The sequence below is a fragment of the Anaerobium acetethylicum genome, assembly GCF_900096945.1.
Lineage (GTDB): Bacteria > Bacillota > Clostridia > Lachnospirales > Lachnospiraceae > Anaerobium > Anaerobium acetethylicum.
This window is the reverse complement of sequence record NZ_FMKA01000021.1, coordinates 1-16,162: the sequence shown is the minus strand read 5'-3', so window position 1 is coordinate 16,162 and position 16,162 is coordinate 1. Positions and strand designations below refer to the sequence as shown.

Here is a 16,162-nt window from a genome sequence, read left to right as displayed (position 1 = left end):
TTACATGTAGTGGTACGCAGGGCGGCGGGATGGAATAGAGATAATGTAACTATTCAGAACCCGTGTCTCGCAAGGTGTTTTTATGCTGAATTTGCATAAAAACCCGAGACATGCGTGTGCCAAATTGCTGATTTTGCAATTTGTGTGCATCATCTGTGACTATGAAGGACTTAGTCCTGAATAGTTACGAGATAATTAGTGAAACAGAGTTAGAGAGGAGATTAACGATGAAAAATATAGAGACACAAATCGTTGTAATTGCAGCAGGACCATCTGGGTTAGCGGCGGCGGTACAGGCGGCGGAGGATGGAGCGAAGGTTGTTGTGCTGGAGAAAGCGGCTACGGTCGGAGGAGCAGCCAACATGGGAATGGGGCCTCTTGGGATTGGGACTAAACACCAGAAGAGGCAGATGATCGACATTTCAGTTGAAAAGGCGTTCAACATGTTTATGGAATATACGCATTATATGGTTGATGCGAGGCTTGTGAAGAGGTATTTTGAACAGTCGGCAGAGACTATCGAATGGCTGGAGGATATGGGCGTGGAATTTGAAGGCGCATTCCGCTATTTCCCGAAATCGGAAGCTACATGGCATATCGTAAAGACTGATCAGGAAATCGGACCGAGAGCGGCATCTTTCATGAACAAGGCGCTGTATGCAAGGGCGCTGGAGCTTGGTGTAACCTTTTTCATGGAAACACCGGTGAAGAAGATTCTGATGGAAGACGGCAAGGTTGTTGGCGTTCTGGCGACTGATAAAGACGGGGAAGAGCTGCAGGTTTCATGTCAGGCTGCGATTGTCTGTACAGGTGGCGCGGGTGCCAATAAAGAGCTGATCAAGCAGGAAACAGGATTTACACAGGGAGTTGATATGTTCAACTTTGCAATTCCGGGGCTTATGGGCGAGGGAATGAAGATGGCATGGGAGGCAGGAGCAGGAAAAACGCCTGTCCGCATCGAAATGGCTGCGAATATCGAGGGCTGCGATGAGCTTCCACAGGGCGTGTCCAATGTATTTTCACAGCCGAACCTTCTGGTAAATAAATTCGGCAAGAGGGTCATGAACGAGGATCAGATGCAGAATGCAACCTACCTTTCCAATGTGGTCATGCACCAGAAAGACAGAGTGTGCTTCAGCATCGTGGATACTTCAATTGTGAAAAATTATGTGCGCAATGGTGTTGACAATGTGAGCCTTGTACGTACGAACCCTGATGTTTCTGATTTCTTCGAAGGCATTAAGATTGCGAAGGAGAACGGATCAAATGACTTCATAGTAGCAGACAGCATTGAAGAGTTGGCAGAGATGGCCGGCATTGACGCAGAGAGCCTCCAGGATACGGTTGACCAGTATAACGACTACTGCGACAGCGTGGATGAAGAGTTCTTTAAAGATAAAAAGTATCTGAGGCCTGTCGTGAAAGCGCCATTCTACTGCGCGAAAGTACGCGGCGGCGGATACGGAACTGTCGGCGGCGTTAAGATCAACGAGAACTGCGAAGCGATTGACGAAGATTTTGAACCGGTTCCAGGCCTCTACTGCGCAGGTACAGATTCCTGCAATATTTACGATGACAGCTACATGTTCCTGCTCCCTGGAAATTCCATGGGCTATGCAGTCAACACTGGACGTATCGCGGGAATGAGCGCTGCGGAATACGTAGAAGAATAGAAGAATAGAAAAATAGAAGAACAGATAAATAGAAGAATAAATAAACAGAAGAACAGAAGAAAAGAAGAAAAGAAAGAGAAGGTAGCCGCATATGGTGAACATTACAATTGACGGGATCCGTTTGGAGGTGCCGGAAAATAAAAATGTATTGGATTGCGCACTGGATGCCGGGATTTATATCCCGCATCTTTGCCATCATCCGAATCTGAAAGAACTTGGTTCCTGCCGCATGTGCATCGTTGAGATGGAGGGCGAATCAGAAGTCATCACATCCTGCACACTGAAGGCAAAAGAAGGGCTGAATATCCAGACCAACAGCGACCGCATCCGAAAGCTCAGGAATCTGGCGCTGGAACTGCTGCTGGCGGGGCATCCGGAGGAATGCACCACCTGTCCGAAATATGGAAACTGCGAACTGCAGTCTCTGATCCAGTATATCGGAGCCAACAATGCAAGGATGAAGCATCGTTCCAAGGGCTTCAAGGTGGAAGAGGGAAATCCTCTGATCGTCCATGATATGAACCGCTGTGTCTTATGCGGAAGATGCGTCCGTGCCTGCAACGAGCTGCGGGGCGTCAATGTTCTGCAGTACCAGAGAAAGGATCTGGAAGACTATGTCGGAACTCTGCACAATAAGCTGCTGAAGGATGCGGACTGCCGTTTCTGTACGGCCTGTACCGAAGTCTGCCCGACAGGAACGATCAGGGACAAGATTTCCGTGGCAGGAGCAGAACAGAAACGCGAGGATGTGCTGGTTCCATGCCGTTATGCATGTCCGGCCCATACGAACATACCAAGATACCTCCGTTATATAAAAGAGGAAAAATACGACGAAGCAACAGCAGTGATACGCGAGAAACTGCCGTTCCCGAAAGCCCTCGGATACATATGCAACCATGCGTGCGAACTGGAATGCAAGCGGAAAGAGCTGAACGAACCGATGGCAATCAGAGACCTGAAACGCCATGCGGCAGAACAGGATACGGGACGTTTCTGGAAGGGAAAAGGAAAGCAGCTTACGGATACCGGGAAAAAGGTATGCGTTATCGGCGGCGGCCCTGCAGGAATGACTGCAGCCTATTATCTTAGAAAACAGGGACATGAAGTCACCATAAAAGAAGCGCTGCCTGCACTTGGCGGCATGATGCGCTACGGAATCCCGGAATACCGTCTGCCAGGTACCATTATCGATGAGGAAGCAGCCGTGATTCTGGAAACAGGCGTGAAGGTCGAGACAAACGCCAGGGTGGAAAACCCTGCAGAACTGCTGAAGGAATATGATGCCGTCCTTATGGCGGTAGGCACCCATAAAGGAGTGAAGCTTCCAATAGAGGGAAATGACCTGGAAGGCGTGCTTCTGAACATTGATTTTCTGCGCAATGCAAGCATGGGAAAAGAGACAGGAATGGGCAGGAAAGTAATCGTATTGGGAGGCGGAAATGTTGCCTTCGACTGCGCGAGAACTGCAAAACGGCTCGGAGCAGAAGAGATCCATCTGGCATGCCTCGAGTCGGCGGATACGATGCCGGCCGATGAGGAAGAAATCCTTCAGGCAAGGGAAGAAGGCATCCATGTCTACCCTTCCAGGACTTTTGAAAGCATTACCGGTACGGATCAGGTGACAGGCGCTCTTTTCATGGAGGTGGAATCCTTTACCTTTGACGAAAACAGAAGAGCCGTTATCCAGAAGAAGACGGATTCGGAACATCACATTGAGGCAGACACGGTCATCTTCGCAGTCGGACAGATTCCTGCAATTTCGGAAGAAGCCGGATTAAAGCTGGAAAGAGGCAACAGGATTGCCATCGAAGAAGGACAGAACACCACCGGACTGAAAGGCATGTTTGCAGCCGGCGATGCAGTATACGGAACAAAATCAGTGGTCCAGGCCGTTGCATCAGGAAGAACGGCAGCAAGCGAAATCGACAGGTATCTTGGCGGAGACGGGGATATTTCTGAACAGCTGGCGCCTGAAGAAACACCGGAACCATATATCGGACAGATAGAAGGATTCGGATATCTGGGACGGGCAGAAGCAGATGTTCTGGATGCCGAAGCGAGAAAAGACAATTTCAAACTGGTCAACTTAGGAATCCCGGCAGAGAAAGCCTGCGGGGAAGCTGGAAGATGCCTGCAGTGCGATCTGCGGCTGCAGATTGCAAAACCAAAGATATGGAGCGATTTTTCAGATAAGAAGGAGGCGAATGAATCATAGGAGCGATAGATCAGGTAAAAAAAATGACAAAAGAAGAAGCAGTGGGAACTGTAGCCTCTCTTGGAATCAGGGAATTAGGCGTTTATAACGGCAGCCTGGCTGACAGCTGGAAACCTTTTCTGAGCGGTGATGATTCAGAAAAGCTTCCTGTAAAATTAGTTGCCGCACTGAACAACAACGATTCCGAAAAGGTGTTGCTGGAAGTGGTCAGAAGCAGTCCGGAGAAGGTACTGGATGGCATGGAGATAGCCGGGTACCTGCTGGGGGCAGAGGAGATGATCCTCTACCTGCCGGAAGCGGAGACTGCATTGAAGGCGGAACTGGAAGCTTCGGCTGCTGACCGGGGGATCAGAATCGTCAATGATGACTTCGTCGACAGGAGATGCTTCGAAGGGTGTGCAATCCACCATATCGCAACCACGGCTGCTCTGGCCGATGGGTTTGCAGGCAGCTATGCCCCGGGGGTGTACGCCGCAGTCCGGAAAAACGGAGTGACAGGCGAACTGAAAAAAATCCCTTATGGAACCAAAGTTTCCGATATCATCGGGACGGAGCAGGGAGAGATCAAGGCAGTTCAAATCGGCTCAAGGCTCTATGACGCTTCGGCGCTTGAACTGGAGATTGACGAGAATTTCCCGATGGGGAACGGAGTCATCACGGTATTTGACAAAACAGCCTGCATGATAGAAGAGGCGGAGAAAAGGCTTTATGAATCCCGAAAGATGGGATGCGGAAAATGCACATTCTGCAGGGAAGGGCTCCTGCAGCTCCAGTCTTTTGTGAAGGATATCACAAAAGGAAAAGGAAAGAACGAATACCTTCCCCTGCTTCATGAAATCGGGGAAGCCCTTCCTTACAGCACCATGTGCTCTATCGGGCAGACCGGCGCAGACTTCCTGACCGGAACCCTTACCAGGTTTGAGTCGGAATATGACGGCCATATCAGGAAAAAAGCCTGTGTGGCAGAGGTGTGTACTGCATTTGTAACCATTTACATCGATCCGGAGCTCTGCACAGGATGCGGAGAATGTATGGACGTATGCCCAGAGGACTGTATCGAAGGCAAATCAGGATTTATTCATATGATTGATAACCTGGACTGTACAAAATGCGGAAAATGCATCGAAGTGTGCGAAGAAGGGGCAGTAAAGAAGACAGCCGGCCGTGTGCCGAAGCTGCCTGACCGCCTGACAAAGTGCGGAAAATTTAAAAAACGTTAAATGGAGGAATTATTATGAGAGAAGAAATATTAGAGAAGATCATCGGACGTGCCGCACCAATATTCGGCATGGATCCTGCAGACATCACGGAAGCTACGAAATTTGAGGACTGCAACGCAAAATCGGCGCATATCTCCCAGATTACCACTTTTTTAGAAGACGAATTCGATATTGAAATTCCGTTCATGAATTTCAGAAGACAGAAGACGTTCGGAGAAGCAGCTGACTTTGTACAGGAACTGATAGAAGACAATTAATGGTTGGGAAGAACGGCGTTCTTCGTAATCACAAAAGATGCGCACAAATTGTAGAATCAGCAGTTTGGCGCATTCTTTTTAAGTAAATGTAAAGGTGAAGGTGATTGTATGGTTCTTGGCGTTGGCACTGATATCATGAGAATTGAACAGCTGCACAGGGAGTATCTCTCTGCGGAGGATCCGTTTGCAAAAAAGAATTTTACCAAAAGGGAACTGGAAGAAGCAGGCAGGAGGGATAATCCCCTCCATTATCTTGCGACAAGATTTGCCGGCAAGGAAGCAGTCTATAAAGCGTTGGACTGGAATGGGGAGCATATCCTGTTCCGTGACATCGAAATCCAGAACCGGGAAAATGGAAAGCCTTTTGTGGCGCTCAGCGGTAAGGTAAAAGAGTTTGCCATGGAGAAGGGGATCACGGACATCCAGATATCCCTGTCTTACGATACGGGATACGCCATAGCATATGCAGTTGCACAAAATGATAGTATCCGTCAATTTGCACAGGTTTTCGAATGAGGACGTGATGCAAAACATGTTGATTCGCAGTGCGCTCTCGCTTAGATGAAGACGTAGTGGTACGTAAGGACGCAGAGCACGCGCCCTAAGTACCAACGTCTTCATAAAGCTGCTCATCAATTCATGTTTTGTATCACTGCGTGATAGATGGCACATGTGCAAATTGACTAAGCGAAGGTTACAGGATGGCTTTTGACACGCTATCCTCAGAGGACGTGATAGATGGCGGATGTGCAAATTGACGAAGCCGAGGTTTACGATATGCTTTTGACACTCTAATCCATAAAATAAAGAAAGTGAAGGATCAGTATGAGTAATTTAGTGGAAGAATTAATCGAGAGGGCGAAACAGAGCCCTAAAAAAGTGGCATTCCCGGAAACAGGAAATGCAGATATATTGAAATGTGCAGAGCAGGCCTATGTGCAGAAAATCGCGTATCCTGTCATGATCGGAAATAGGGAAACAATCGAAAAGCTGGCAGCGGAAAACAAGATCCAGACCGAAGGATTCGAGTACTATGACAATACGGAGGAAGCATTCCGTGTCGGGCTGGCAGAGGAGTACGCAGGAAGATTCGGCAACATCTCACAGAAAGGCATCCTGAGAAAGGCAAAGGATCCTGTCAACTGTGCAATGATCCTGCTGAAGCTTGGAAAAACGGATGCGGTTGCAGCCGGAAAGGATTATTCCACCGGAGACGTGCTGATTGCAGCACAGAGCATCATCGGCATGCAGGAGGGCGTGGAGAGCGTATCTTCTCTTGGGATAGCGGACATACCTGGATTTGCAGGCCCACAGGGACAGTACCTGGGGATAGCGGATTGTGCCATTACGGCATGGCCGGATGCAAAGGACCTTGCGGGAATCGCAATCGCTTCTGCTGATACTGTCAGGACACTTCTGGACTGGGAACCGAGGGTGGCCATGCTGGCATTTTCCACCTGCGGCAGCGCAGAGCATGAGACCATTGATGTCATACGCGAAGCGGTTGAACAGGTCAGAAGCATCCGTCCGGACATCAAAATCGACGGGGAGTTCCAGCTGGATTCCGCCATCCTTCCGGAAGTTGCCAAAAAGAAGGTTCCAAGGGAAAGCGAAGTAGCCGGAAAGGCCAACGTCCTGATTTTCCCAAACCTCCATGCTGGAAACATCGGCGTGAAGCTGATCCAGATCTTCGGCCATGCCAATGCATACGGTCCGGTCCTGCAGGGATTCGCACAGCCGGTCTGCGATTTTTCGAGAAGCGCACCGGTGTCAGAGATGCTTGGCAATGTGGCGATGCTTGTTCTGAGAGCTTCGGCTGGAAACGGAGGTAAGGAATGAAGATATTTGCAGTAAACCCGGGATCCACATCAACAAAAATCGCATTGATCGAGGATGGAAACGTAGTATTTTCAAAAAACGTATCACATGATGCCGAAAAGCTGGCCCAGTATGACGGAATTTCCGGACAGCTTCCATACAGGAAGGAAACGATTATGAACCAGCTCCAGGAGAGCGGCATTTCCCTGGAAGGAACAGCGGCATTCGTCGGAAGGGGAGGAGGACTTCTTCCGCTGGAAGGCGGAACCTATGAAATCGATGACCTGCTGCTGTCCCATGCCGTAACAGGAGCAAACGGAGTCAAACATCCAGCACAGCTGGGACCGCAGCTGGCAAGGGTATTTGCTAAAGAATACGGTGGAAGATCCTTCGTCGTTAATCCGCCGGATGTGGATGAACTCCAGGATCTTGCCAGGCTGACGGGGATAAAAGGGGTATACAGGAACGTGCATCTCCATGCCCTCAATTTAAAGGAGACAGCAATCCGCCATGCGGAATCCATGGGGAAAAAGTATGAGGACTGCAACTTTGTCGTCTGCCACATCGGAGGCGGGATTTCGGTATCTGCCCACCGCAATGGAAAAATGATAGACGGGAATGATATCGTCGGGGGCGAAGGTCCCATGGCTCCGACCCGCTGCGGTGCAGTTCCGGTTTCGGCCCTCCTGAAATACTGCGAAGGAAAAGAACTGAAGGACGTGAAGGCCCTCTGCACCCAGAGCGGCGGCTTCGTAAGCCATCTCGGGACCTCCGATGCCCTTGAGGTTATCAGACGGGGGAAAGAAGGGGACAGGCAGGCACAGATGCTGTGGAACACCATGATCTACCAGATTACGAAATACATCGGCGCAATGGCCGCAAGCCTGCACGGAAAAGTGGATGGCATTCTGCTTGGCGGCGGCATGGTCTACAGCGAAGATCTTGTGGGCCAGATCAAAGAAGCCTGTGAATGGATTGCTCCGGTATCCGCTTATCCAGGAGAATTCGAAATGGAGGCTATGGCCGCAGGAACGCAGCGCGTTCTGAATGGCGAAGAGGAAGCAAAACAGTATACGGGAATACCTGTATGGAATGGATTTGATTTTTAATTGTAGGCCTATCGCAATCATGGTATAATTCAATAAGGTGATACAAGGGTCAAAAGGTCATGTGTTTCATGCTTGCATGAAAAAACATGATCTTTTGATCCCTACATCAAGGATATGAGCAGCTTTATGAAGACGTTGGTACTTAGGACGCGTAGTCTGCGTCCTTACGTACCACTACGTCTTCATCTAAGCGGGACTACGCTTCGAATGAACATGTTTTGCTCACCGCCATCAGATAAGCAGTGATACAAAACATGATTCAATGAGCAGCTTTATAAAGACGTTGGTACTTAGGCCGCGTACTTTGCAGCCTTACGTACCACTACGTCTTCATCTAAGCGAAAGCACACTGCGAATGAACATGTTTTGCCCACCGCCATCTGATAAGCAGTGATACAAAACATGATTCAATGAGCAGCTTTATGAAGACGTTGGTACTTAGGACGCGTAGTTTGCGTCCTTACGTACCACTACGTCTTCATCTAAGCGAGAGCGCGCTGCGAGTGAACATGTTTTGCCCACCGCCATCTGATAAGCAGTGATACAAAACATGATTCAATGAGCAGCTTTATGAAGACGTTGGTACTTAGGACGCGTAGTTTGCGTCCTTACGTACCACTACGTCTTCATCTAAGCGAGAGCGCGCTGCGAGTGAACATGTTTTGCCCACCGCCATCTGATAAGCAGTGATACAAAACATGATTCAATGAGCAGCTTTATGAAGACGTTGGTACTTAGGACGCGTAGTTTGCGTCCTTACGTACCACTACGTCTTCATCTAAGCGAGAGCGCGCTGCGAATGAACATGTTTTGTATCACGTCCTCATTACAGGAAACTTGGCGAAGAATTTTATAGGAAAGGCAGATAAGGATGCAGGATTTAATCTTAAAAAGCGGAGAAATAATGGATTTTGATTTTTATATCAACTCCTATGAACAGCTTCATTTTCATCAGGATATCGAGCTGTTTTATGTGGTGGAAGGATCCGTCGAGCTGACCATTGAGCAGGATACATTTTCTATGGAACAGGATGACTTCATTATCATCAATGCAAATAAAAAGCATGGCTACACCATGAAAGAAGAGGCATTGATCTGCTGCATCCATATCAGCTACCAGATGCTCAACCAGCTGCTGAAGACGAATCTGCTTCTCTTCTGGTGCAACTCGGTCATTGATAAGAATGAGGCGTACGAAGAGATCAGAAGGATCATCAGGCAGATGCTCAATCAGTACTTCGAGAAGAAGGACAGAGGGATGATCTATTTAAACAGCCTGTACTATGAACTGCTTCATGTGGTTACGAGCAATTTCCTGATGAGCAGCTCAGACAAACGTTTCTTCTCGGAAAAGAAGGACAAGTATGATAACAGGCTGGACGAGATCATCAATTATCTGCGCGCGAACTACAACCGCCCGATCAGCCTCAATGACCTGGCTGACAAGCTTTATCTGTCGAATTCCTATCTTTCAAAATATATCAAAAAGCAGCTGGGCATGAGCTTTATCGATTACCTGAACAAGGAACGCCTTCACCATGCCATGGAAGAACTGCTTTATACGGATCATTCCATTACAAGGATCTCCCTGGATAACGGGTTTGCCAATGCGGCGGCCTTCAACAAGGCCTTTAAGGAAGCGTATCACACCACCCCTTCCGTATATCAGGCAGAGCGGAAAAACAAGTCCGAACTCAGGGGCGGCGGCCAGTCGGAGAAGAAAAAGAAGCTGATTGAGAAGCGGATCCAGAATTATTATGAAAAGAATCCCGTCAAGCAGGAGGTTACGGCTAACCTGGGAGAACGGTTCGTCATAGTGGATTCCGCAAAAGGAGAGTCTTACAGTCAGAACTGGAACCGCATGATCAATATCGGGGAGGCAGGCGCCCTGCTCAGCTCCGATATTCAGGAACATGTGCTGATACTGAAAAAGGAGCTGGACTTCACCTATATCCGATTCTGGGATCTCTGGGGCAAGGATATGTATATGGATATCAACGATCCCGGCGGAAATTACAATTTCGACAAGATCGTAAGGGTCCTGGATTTCCTTGTCAGCAACAAGCTGAAGCCTTATCTGGAGCTTGGCTTCAAACCGAAGGCGCTTTTGAAGTCAGTCAGCAATGTGCTGATCATGGAAAAGAGCAGCGTGGTGTTTGACAGCCTTGCGGAATGCCGCAAATTCATGCCGGCCTTTATGTCCCATGTTATGAACCGTTATGGGATAGAGGAGGTAGAAACCTGGTATTTCGAATTATGGAAAGACGAATATGACGGAAAAGAGGCTTCCCATTATTTTGACATGTTTGACATGACGTATGAAATCGTCAAGTCATTTTCCCATAAAATCAAGTTCGGGGGAGCAGGACTTTCTCCACGTTTCGGAATGAAGAATTTTTATGAGATCCTGGAAGGATGGGAGAAGAGGAAGAACCATCCGGATTTCCTGTCCCTCTATTTATATCCCTATGTACCTGTAGAGGAAGGGGCAGAGAATTTCACGAAGCAGTCCACAGACAGCAAATATGTGCAGAACCAGCTGATCATGGCAAACCAGGTTCTGGAGGAGCTCAATTTCAAAGTTAAGGAGCTGCATGTGTCGGAATGGAACCTGACCGTATCCCAGAGGAATATCATGAACGACAGCTGCTATAAGGGCGCGTATATCATGAAGAATACCATCGAGAGCATCGGACTTGCTGATGTGATGGGATACTGGATTGGATCCGACTGCTACGGCGATTACTATGACAGCAAGGCATTCCTCAACGGAAGCGGTGGAATTTTAAGCAAAAACGGAATCCGAAAGCCGGCTTTCTATGCGTTCGACTTTTTGAACCACATGGGCGAACTGCTCCTCAAGAAGGAAGACAACTGCATGGTGACCACGAACGGGCATTACGATTATTTCATTGCCTGCCATAATTACAAGCACTTCAACTATCAGTATTACATGAAGGCAGAGGACGAGCTGGATATCCGGAAACAGCACAGGATGTTTGTGGACAATGAAAACATGCGCCTCAATTTTCAGATCAACAACGTGAAGAACGGCACATACCGCATCATCACCCATATGATCAACCAGGAGTGCGGAAGCGTCCAGGACGAATGGATGAGGATGGATTTTTATGAACATATGCACCAGAAAGAAATCGAGTATCTGAACCGGGTGTGCACCCCGAGAATCTTCATGCGCACCTGCGTTGCGAAGGAAGGCGTCCTCAACTTAGAGGCGATACTGGAGCCCAACGAGATACAGCTGATACAGGTCGTATATCAGTATTAGCAAGAGTAAAGAGTCTGCCTTGGCAGACTTTGCGCCGGGCGCAGCCGCTTTCGCGGCATGATTCACATCAGAGATACAGAAGGACAGAAATCATAGTATGATTTCTGTCCTTTTTTTATTGCAATCAAAGAGAACCAAAAAACAAGGATGAAATGCATGCCACATTAAGCAAAATCAAAGATGCCGCATCATTCGGCCGGGGGTAGAATGGATATATGAAAGACATTAGTGTGAGCAGTTGTAACGGCGCTTGAATGGGGGAAGAGGGGATGAAGTTCCAGGCATACAATAAAATTTTAATCGAAGAGCAGACAGTAACGAATTATGTGGTCGAGGGGGTCATTCTGGGATATGAATTCAAGATCCGCTACCCATCTTATCGCGGAACCTATTTGAGCTGCATCGAAAAGCTTGAGATAAAAATAGATGAAGAGCCTGTGAATCAGCGAATTATATATTTTTCACTGAATGGAAAGCAGTATCTGATTGATGAGCTGAAGGATCAGTACAAGGATTATTGGAATATTCTGGATGAAGCTACCATCACGATTCTTCAAAAAGGCGGAATTACAAAAGGAATCCATATGGTCAGCGTAGAGATGTGCCACAGGATACCCTATGCGGAAAATGACGGGAAGTATCTGATCTTATCCAGCGCTGCCGCCAGGCCGCTGATGGCAGAATAGGAGGCAGGATGAAGCAGGATATCAGGATGGGACTGGCTTTGTACAGTTTCACAAGTGAATATATCAACCGGAGAATGACGCTGGAGGAGATCCTGCGGCAGGCGCAGAAAATGGGATGCAGAGGAATTGAAATCATCCCGGCGCAGATGGCACCAGGCTATCCGCATATTACCGAAGAATGGGTCAGGGAGCTGAAAGGGCTGCTTGAAAAATACAATCTTGAGCCTGTATGCTGGGGAGCCTACCTGGACAGGGGAACAGTAACGGGAAGGGATCTGACGGAAGATGAGATTTTCCAATATACGATCCGGGAACTGGTGAATGCAAAAAAGGCGGGATTTCCGATCGTCAGAACCCAGCATACGATCACGCCGAAGATATTGAAATCCCTGATTCCCTACTGCAGATCCCTGGACATGAAGCTGGGAATTGAAATCTACCCGCCGCTCCAGATGGAGAGGGAATTATGGGATGACTATTTTGGCATCATGCATGGCGAAGGGAAGGGCTGCCTTGGGATTATTCCGGATTTTGGGATTTTCATGAACCGTCCCCATAAGCTGTGGCTGGAACAGGCCATTGAAAGGGGGTTCCGCCCGCGGCTCCTGAAGAGGGTGCATGCCAGGTTTCTGGAAGGGACATCTTTTGAAGAGGCGGTCTCTGGACTGAATGACAGAGAAACAGAAATCACAAAAGAAATGTACGGGACATTCGGCAATGCGGCATCCCCGTCATGGATTAAAGAACTGGCGGAGATCTCCTTCTACATGCACGGGAAATTCTATTACGTGGATGAGACGGCAAAGGACGATTCGATTCCCTATGAAGAGTTGCTCCGGAATGTTGTTGAAGCCGGATATCAGGGATATCTGGCATGTGAATACGAAGGACATCATTTTTCGGATATGATATCCTCCGCCGAACAGTCAGAACGGTATGTATCCATGTGCAAATGGATTTTAGCTGGCATATAAAAAAAGGATACTTGTACAGTAGTCCTGAATAATAGAAAAATGGAAAGGTTATGGTGAACATAATGGAAAAATTGAAACTTGGTATTATCGGATATGGATTTATGGGACATGAGCATGTAAATGCTTTGGAGAAGTTTGAGAATGCGGAGATCATCGCAGTCTGTGACAACAATCCGCAGCAGCTTGAAGACGCGAAGGAGGGAGTCCTTACATTCGAGGATTACCGCGACCTTCTGAACGTTGAGGAAATCAACACGGTAATCATCGCAGTGCCGAACACGCTGCATAAAGAGGTATCCATTGCAGCCGCAAAAGCAGGGAAAAACATCATCTGCGAAAAGCCGGCCGCAATGTCGGTGGAAGAATTCGATGAAATGGTGAAAGCGGCAGAAGAATGCAAGGTTCTGTTCTCCATCCATCATCAGAGAAGATGGGACAAGGATTTCCGCGTCATGAAGGAAGTATACGACCAGAAACTCCTGGGAGATATCTATCTGATCAAATCCCAGCTCTACGGAGTCAACGGAAATATGCATGACTGGCATGTGTTCAAGGAAATGGGCGGCGGGATGCTCTACGACTGGGGCGTTCATCTGATCGACCAGATGCTTGATATGGTAGACAGCAAAATAGATACCATTTTCGCTGACGTACAGAATGTAATCAACAAGGAAGTGGATGACTACTTCAAAATCATCATCAAATTCAAGAACAAAGTGACAGCGGAAATCGAGCTTGGAACCTACTACCTGGTTCCGGACAGATCCTGGTTCATGGGCGGGAAAAAAGGAAGCGCCCTGAGCAATGGATTTGGACAGAACGGAAAAATAGTAAGGACAAGGCACCTTCTTGAAAATGTGCCAGGCAAGATCACCATGAGCGCATCTGGCCCTACCAGGTCATTCGGACCGCCTGAACCAGGCCTCCTCTACGAAGAAGAGCTTCCGAAGGTTGAAGTTTCCGCACTGGATTATTTTGAAAATTACTGGAACGCATTGAATGGAAAAGAAGAGATCGTGGTGAAGGCAGACCAGGTAAGAAGGGTTCTCACATTTATGGATGCCGTACGCAAATCAGCTGAGACCAACGAAGCAATCCAGTTTGAATAACAGCAGGCAGAAGCTGAACAGGATCCAAATATGACATAAAAGAGAGGCGGCTTTTTGATGCGTTTCAGGGCAGGACAGAAAAAAGAGGACAGAATCATGCCTGTATGTGTGTAAATAATCAAATGCCGCCAATGCTCATGTACGTTAAGATAGTAGTATCAAATCATTCATTCGCAAAATGAAAATAGACAAAGTAGACAAATAAAAAGACTTATGGAGGTTGAACAAATGAAAAATGGAAAATTACAGATCGGTATCGTAGGATGCGGCGGAATCGCAAACAACAAGCACATGCCGTCATTGAAAAAACTGGCAGACAAATGCGAAATGGTCGCATTCTGTGATACGATTGAGGAAAGAGCAGTTAAAGCAGCTGGAGAATATGGAACTGAAGATGCGAAAGTATACACCGATTACCTGGAAATGTACAAGGACGAAACTATCGATATCATCCATGTGCTGACTCCAAATGTGGTACATTGTCCGGCGACTGTAGCGGCATTTGAAGCAGGAAAGCATGTACTTTGCGAAAAGCCAATGGCCCACACTTCCGAAGATGCAAGGAAAATGATGGACGCATGGAAGAAGAGCGGCAAAAAATTCACGATCGGATATCAGAACCGTTTCAGGGAAGAGATCCAGTCGCTGCATACAGCATGCGAGAACGACGAATTAGGCGATATCTATTATGCAAAAGCCCATGCAGTCCGCAGAAGGGCAGTTCCTACATGGGGCGTATTCCCGAACAAGGCTCTGCAGGGCGGTGGTCCATTGATCGACATCGGAACACATGCGCTTGACATCACCTTATGGATGATGGACAACTACAAGCCAGTGAGCGTTACCGGTTCTGTTTTCTACAAATTAGGAAGCCTTGCACAGGCAACAGAAGGAAATATGTTCGGACCATGGGATCCGGAAACTTATGAAGTTGAAGATTCTGCATTCGGCATGATCAAGATGGAGAACGGAGCTGCAATCTACCTGGAAGCAGCCTGGGCGCTTAATGTATCCGAATCAAAAGAAGCATCCACCACACTCTGCGGAACAAAAGCCGGCGCTGAAGTATTATCCGGAATGAGCTATCCAATCGACCAGCTTGTCTACAACCGCGGTCACCATGGCGTGCTGACGGAAGAAAAGATTTCAAAAGCAGGAAATATCGCATACTTTGAAGGCGGCACAGGAGAACCTGGATATATGGAAGCAAAACAGTGGCTGGATGCGATCCTCAACGACACAGACGCACTTGTAAAACCTGAGCAGGCATTCGTGGTAACCCAGATTCTTGAAGCCATCTACGAATCCAACAGAACTGGAAAAGAGGTTTTCCTTAGCAGATAGGACGTGATACAAAACATGTTCATTCGCAGCGCGCTCTCGCTTAGATGAAGACGTAGTGGTACGTAGGGCCGCAAAATACGCAGCCCAAGTACCAACGTCTTCATAAAGCTGCTCATTGAATCATGTTTTGTATCACTGCGTGATGGCTGGCGAAGGAAGTCTTCCTGAGCAGATAGGACGTGATGCAAAACATGTTCATTCGCAGCGCGCTCTCGCTTAGATGAAGACGTAGTGGTACGTAAGGACGCAGAGTACGCGTCCTAAGTACCAACGTCTTCATAAAGCTGCTCATTGAATCATGTTTTGTATCACTGTGTAATGGCTGGCGAAGGAAGTTTGCCTTGGCAGGTAGGACGTGATACAAAACATGTATATTCGCAGCGCGCTCTCGCTTAGATGAAGACGTAGTGGTACGTAAGGACGCAGAGTACGCGTCCTAAGTACCAACGTCTTCATAAAGCTGCTCAT

At 47.9% G+C, this 16,162-nt stretch carries 12 protein-coding genes; all 12 read left to right on the top strand.

Annotated elements, in window-relative coordinates:
- The first annotated feature begins 227 nt into the window (after positions 1 to 227).
- The 12 genes from BJR36_RS14015 (at position 228) to BJR36_RS13960 (ending at position 15,694) form a co-directional block, all read left to right on the top strand.
- Complete coding sequence (locus BJR36_RS14015) at positions 228 to 1,673, top strand: FAD-dependent oxidoreductase (RefSeq protein ID WP_091235465.1); 1,446 nt, start codon at positions 228 to 230, stop codon at positions 1,671 to 1,673.
- A gap of 91 nt (positions 1,674 to 1,764) precedes the next feature.
- Positions 1,765 to 3,888: an FAD-dependent oxidoreductase gene (locus tag BJR36_RS14010; protein WP_091235463.1), complete on the top strand. Its 2,124-nt coding sequence runs from the start codon at positions 1,765 to 1,767 to the stop codon at positions 3,886 to 3,888.
- A 23-nt stretch (positions 3,889 to 3,911) separates the two neighbouring features.
- Entirely contained in the window at positions 3,912 to 5,108 is a 1,197-nt protein-coding gene (locus BJR36_RS14005) for an NADH-ubiquinone oxidoreductase-F iron-sulfur binding region domain-containing protein (protein ID WP_091235462.1), read from the top strand.
- Between the two features lie 14 nt (positions 5,109 to 5,122).
- A complete protein-coding gene (locus tag BJR36_RS14000; RefSeq protein WP_091235460.1) occupies positions 5,123 to 5,365 on the top strand; it encodes an acyl carrier protein in 243 nt (80 codons plus the stop codon).
- Positions 5,366 to 5,473: 108 nt separating this feature from the next.
- Entirely contained in the window at positions 5,474 to 5,881 is a 408-nt protein-coding gene (gene acpS / locus BJR36_RS13995; RefSeq protein WP_091235459.1) for a holo-ACP synthase, read from the top strand.
- A gap of 309 nt (positions 5,882 to 6,190) precedes the next feature.
- Positions 6,191 to 7,204: a phosphate acyltransferase gene (locus BJR36_RS13990; RefSeq protein WP_091235458.1), complete on the top strand. Its 1,014-nt coding sequence runs from the start codon at positions 6,191 to 6,193 to the stop codon at positions 7,202 to 7,204.
- Positions 7,201 to 8,292 carry a butyrate kinase gene (gene buk, locus BJR36_RS13985; RefSeq protein ID WP_091235456.1) on the top strand — a complete coding sequence of 364 codons (1,092 nt, stop codon included), beginning with the start codon at positions 7,201 to 7,203 and terminating at the stop codon, positions 8,290 to 8,292. The genes BJR36_RS13990 and buk overlap by 4 nt, the downstream gene beginning before the upstream one ends.
- Before the next feature lie 871 nt (positions 8,293 to 9,163).
- Positions 9,164 to 11,581, top strand: coding sequence for a GH39 family glycosyl hydrolase (locus BJR36_RS13980; protein ID WP_091235454.1), 2,418 nt, complete (start codon positions 9,164 to 9,166; stop codon positions 11,579 to 11,581).
- Positions 11,582 to 11,850: 269 nt separating this feature from the next.
- Positions 11,851 to 12,267, top strand: coding sequence for a C-glycoside deglycosidase beta subunit domain-containing protein (locus tag BJR36_RS13975; protein ID WP_091235453.1), 417 nt, complete (start codon positions 11,851 to 11,853; stop codon positions 12,265 to 12,267).
- An 8-nt stretch (positions 12,268 to 12,275) separates the two neighbouring features.
- Entirely contained in the window at positions 12,276 to 13,241 is a 966-nt protein-coding gene (locus BJR36_RS13970; protein ID WP_091235451.1) for a sugar phosphate isomerase/epimerase family protein, read from the top strand.
- Positions 13,242 to 13,303: 62 nt separating this feature from the next.
- Positions 13,304 to 14,350, top strand: a complete 1,047-nt coding sequence (locus BJR36_RS13965; RefSeq protein ID WP_091235532.1) for a Gfo/Idh/MocA family protein — start codon at positions 13,304 to 13,306, stop codon at positions 14,348 to 14,350.
- A 228-nt stretch (positions 14,351 to 14,578) separates the two neighbouring features.
- Positions 14,579 to 15,694 (top strand): Gfo/Idh/MocA family protein, encoded by a 1,116-nt coding sequence (locus BJR36_RS13960; protein ID WP_091235450.1) that lies wholly within the window; start codon positions 14,579 to 14,581, stop codon positions 15,692 to 15,694.
- Positions 15,695 to 16,162 lie beyond the last annotated feature (468 nt).

What these genes read in the sequence shown, in the direction of transcription:
- BJR36_RS13965 (WP_091235532.1), top strand. Translation starts at nt 13,304, where the DNA reads ATGGAAAAATTGAAACTTGGTATTATCGGATATGGATTTATGGGACAT.
- BJR36_RS14000 (WP_091235460.1), top strand. Translation starts at nt 5,123, where the DNA reads ATGAGAGAAGAAATATTAGAGAAGATCATCGGACGTGCCGCACCAATA.
- buk (WP_091235456.1), top strand. Translation starts at nt 7,201, where the DNA reads ATGAAGATATTTGCAGTAAACCCGGGATCCACATCAACAAAAATCGCA.
- acpS (WP_091235459.1), top strand. Translation starts at nt 5,474, where the DNA reads ATGGTTCTTGGCGTTGGCACTGATATCATGAGAATTGAACAGCTGCAC.
- BJR36_RS14015 (WP_091235465.1), top strand. Translation starts at nt 228, where the DNA reads ATGAAAAATATAGAGACACAAATCGTTGTAATTGCAGCAGGACCATCT.
- BJR36_RS14010 (WP_091235463.1), top strand. Translation starts at nt 1,765, where the DNA reads ATGGTGAACATTACAATTGACGGGATCCGTTTGGAGGTGCCGGAAAAT.
- BJR36_RS14005 (WP_091235462.1), top strand. Translation starts at nt 3,912, where the DNA reads ATGACAAAAGAAGAAGCAGTGGGAACTGTAGCCTCTCTTGGAATCAGG.
- BJR36_RS13960 (WP_091235450.1), top strand. Translation starts at nt 14,579, where the DNA reads ATGAAAAATGGAAAATTACAGATCGGTATCGTAGGATGCGGCGGAATC.
- BJR36_RS13980 (WP_091235454.1), top strand. Translation starts at nt 9,164, where the DNA reads ATGCAGGATTTAATCTTAAAAAGCGGAGAAATAATGGATTTTGATTTT.
- BJR36_RS13990 (WP_091235458.1), top strand. Translation starts at nt 6,191, where the DNA reads ATGAGTAATTTAGTGGAAGAATTAATCGAGAGGGCGAAACAGAGCCCT.
- BJR36_RS13975 (WP_091235453.1), top strand. Translation starts at nt 11,851, where the DNA reads ATGAAGTTCCAGGCATACAATAAAATTTTAATCGAAGAGCAGACAGTA.
- BJR36_RS13970 (WP_091235451.1), top strand. Translation starts at nt 12,276, where the DNA reads ATGAAGCAGGATATCAGGATGGGACTGGCTTTGTACAGTTTCACAAGT.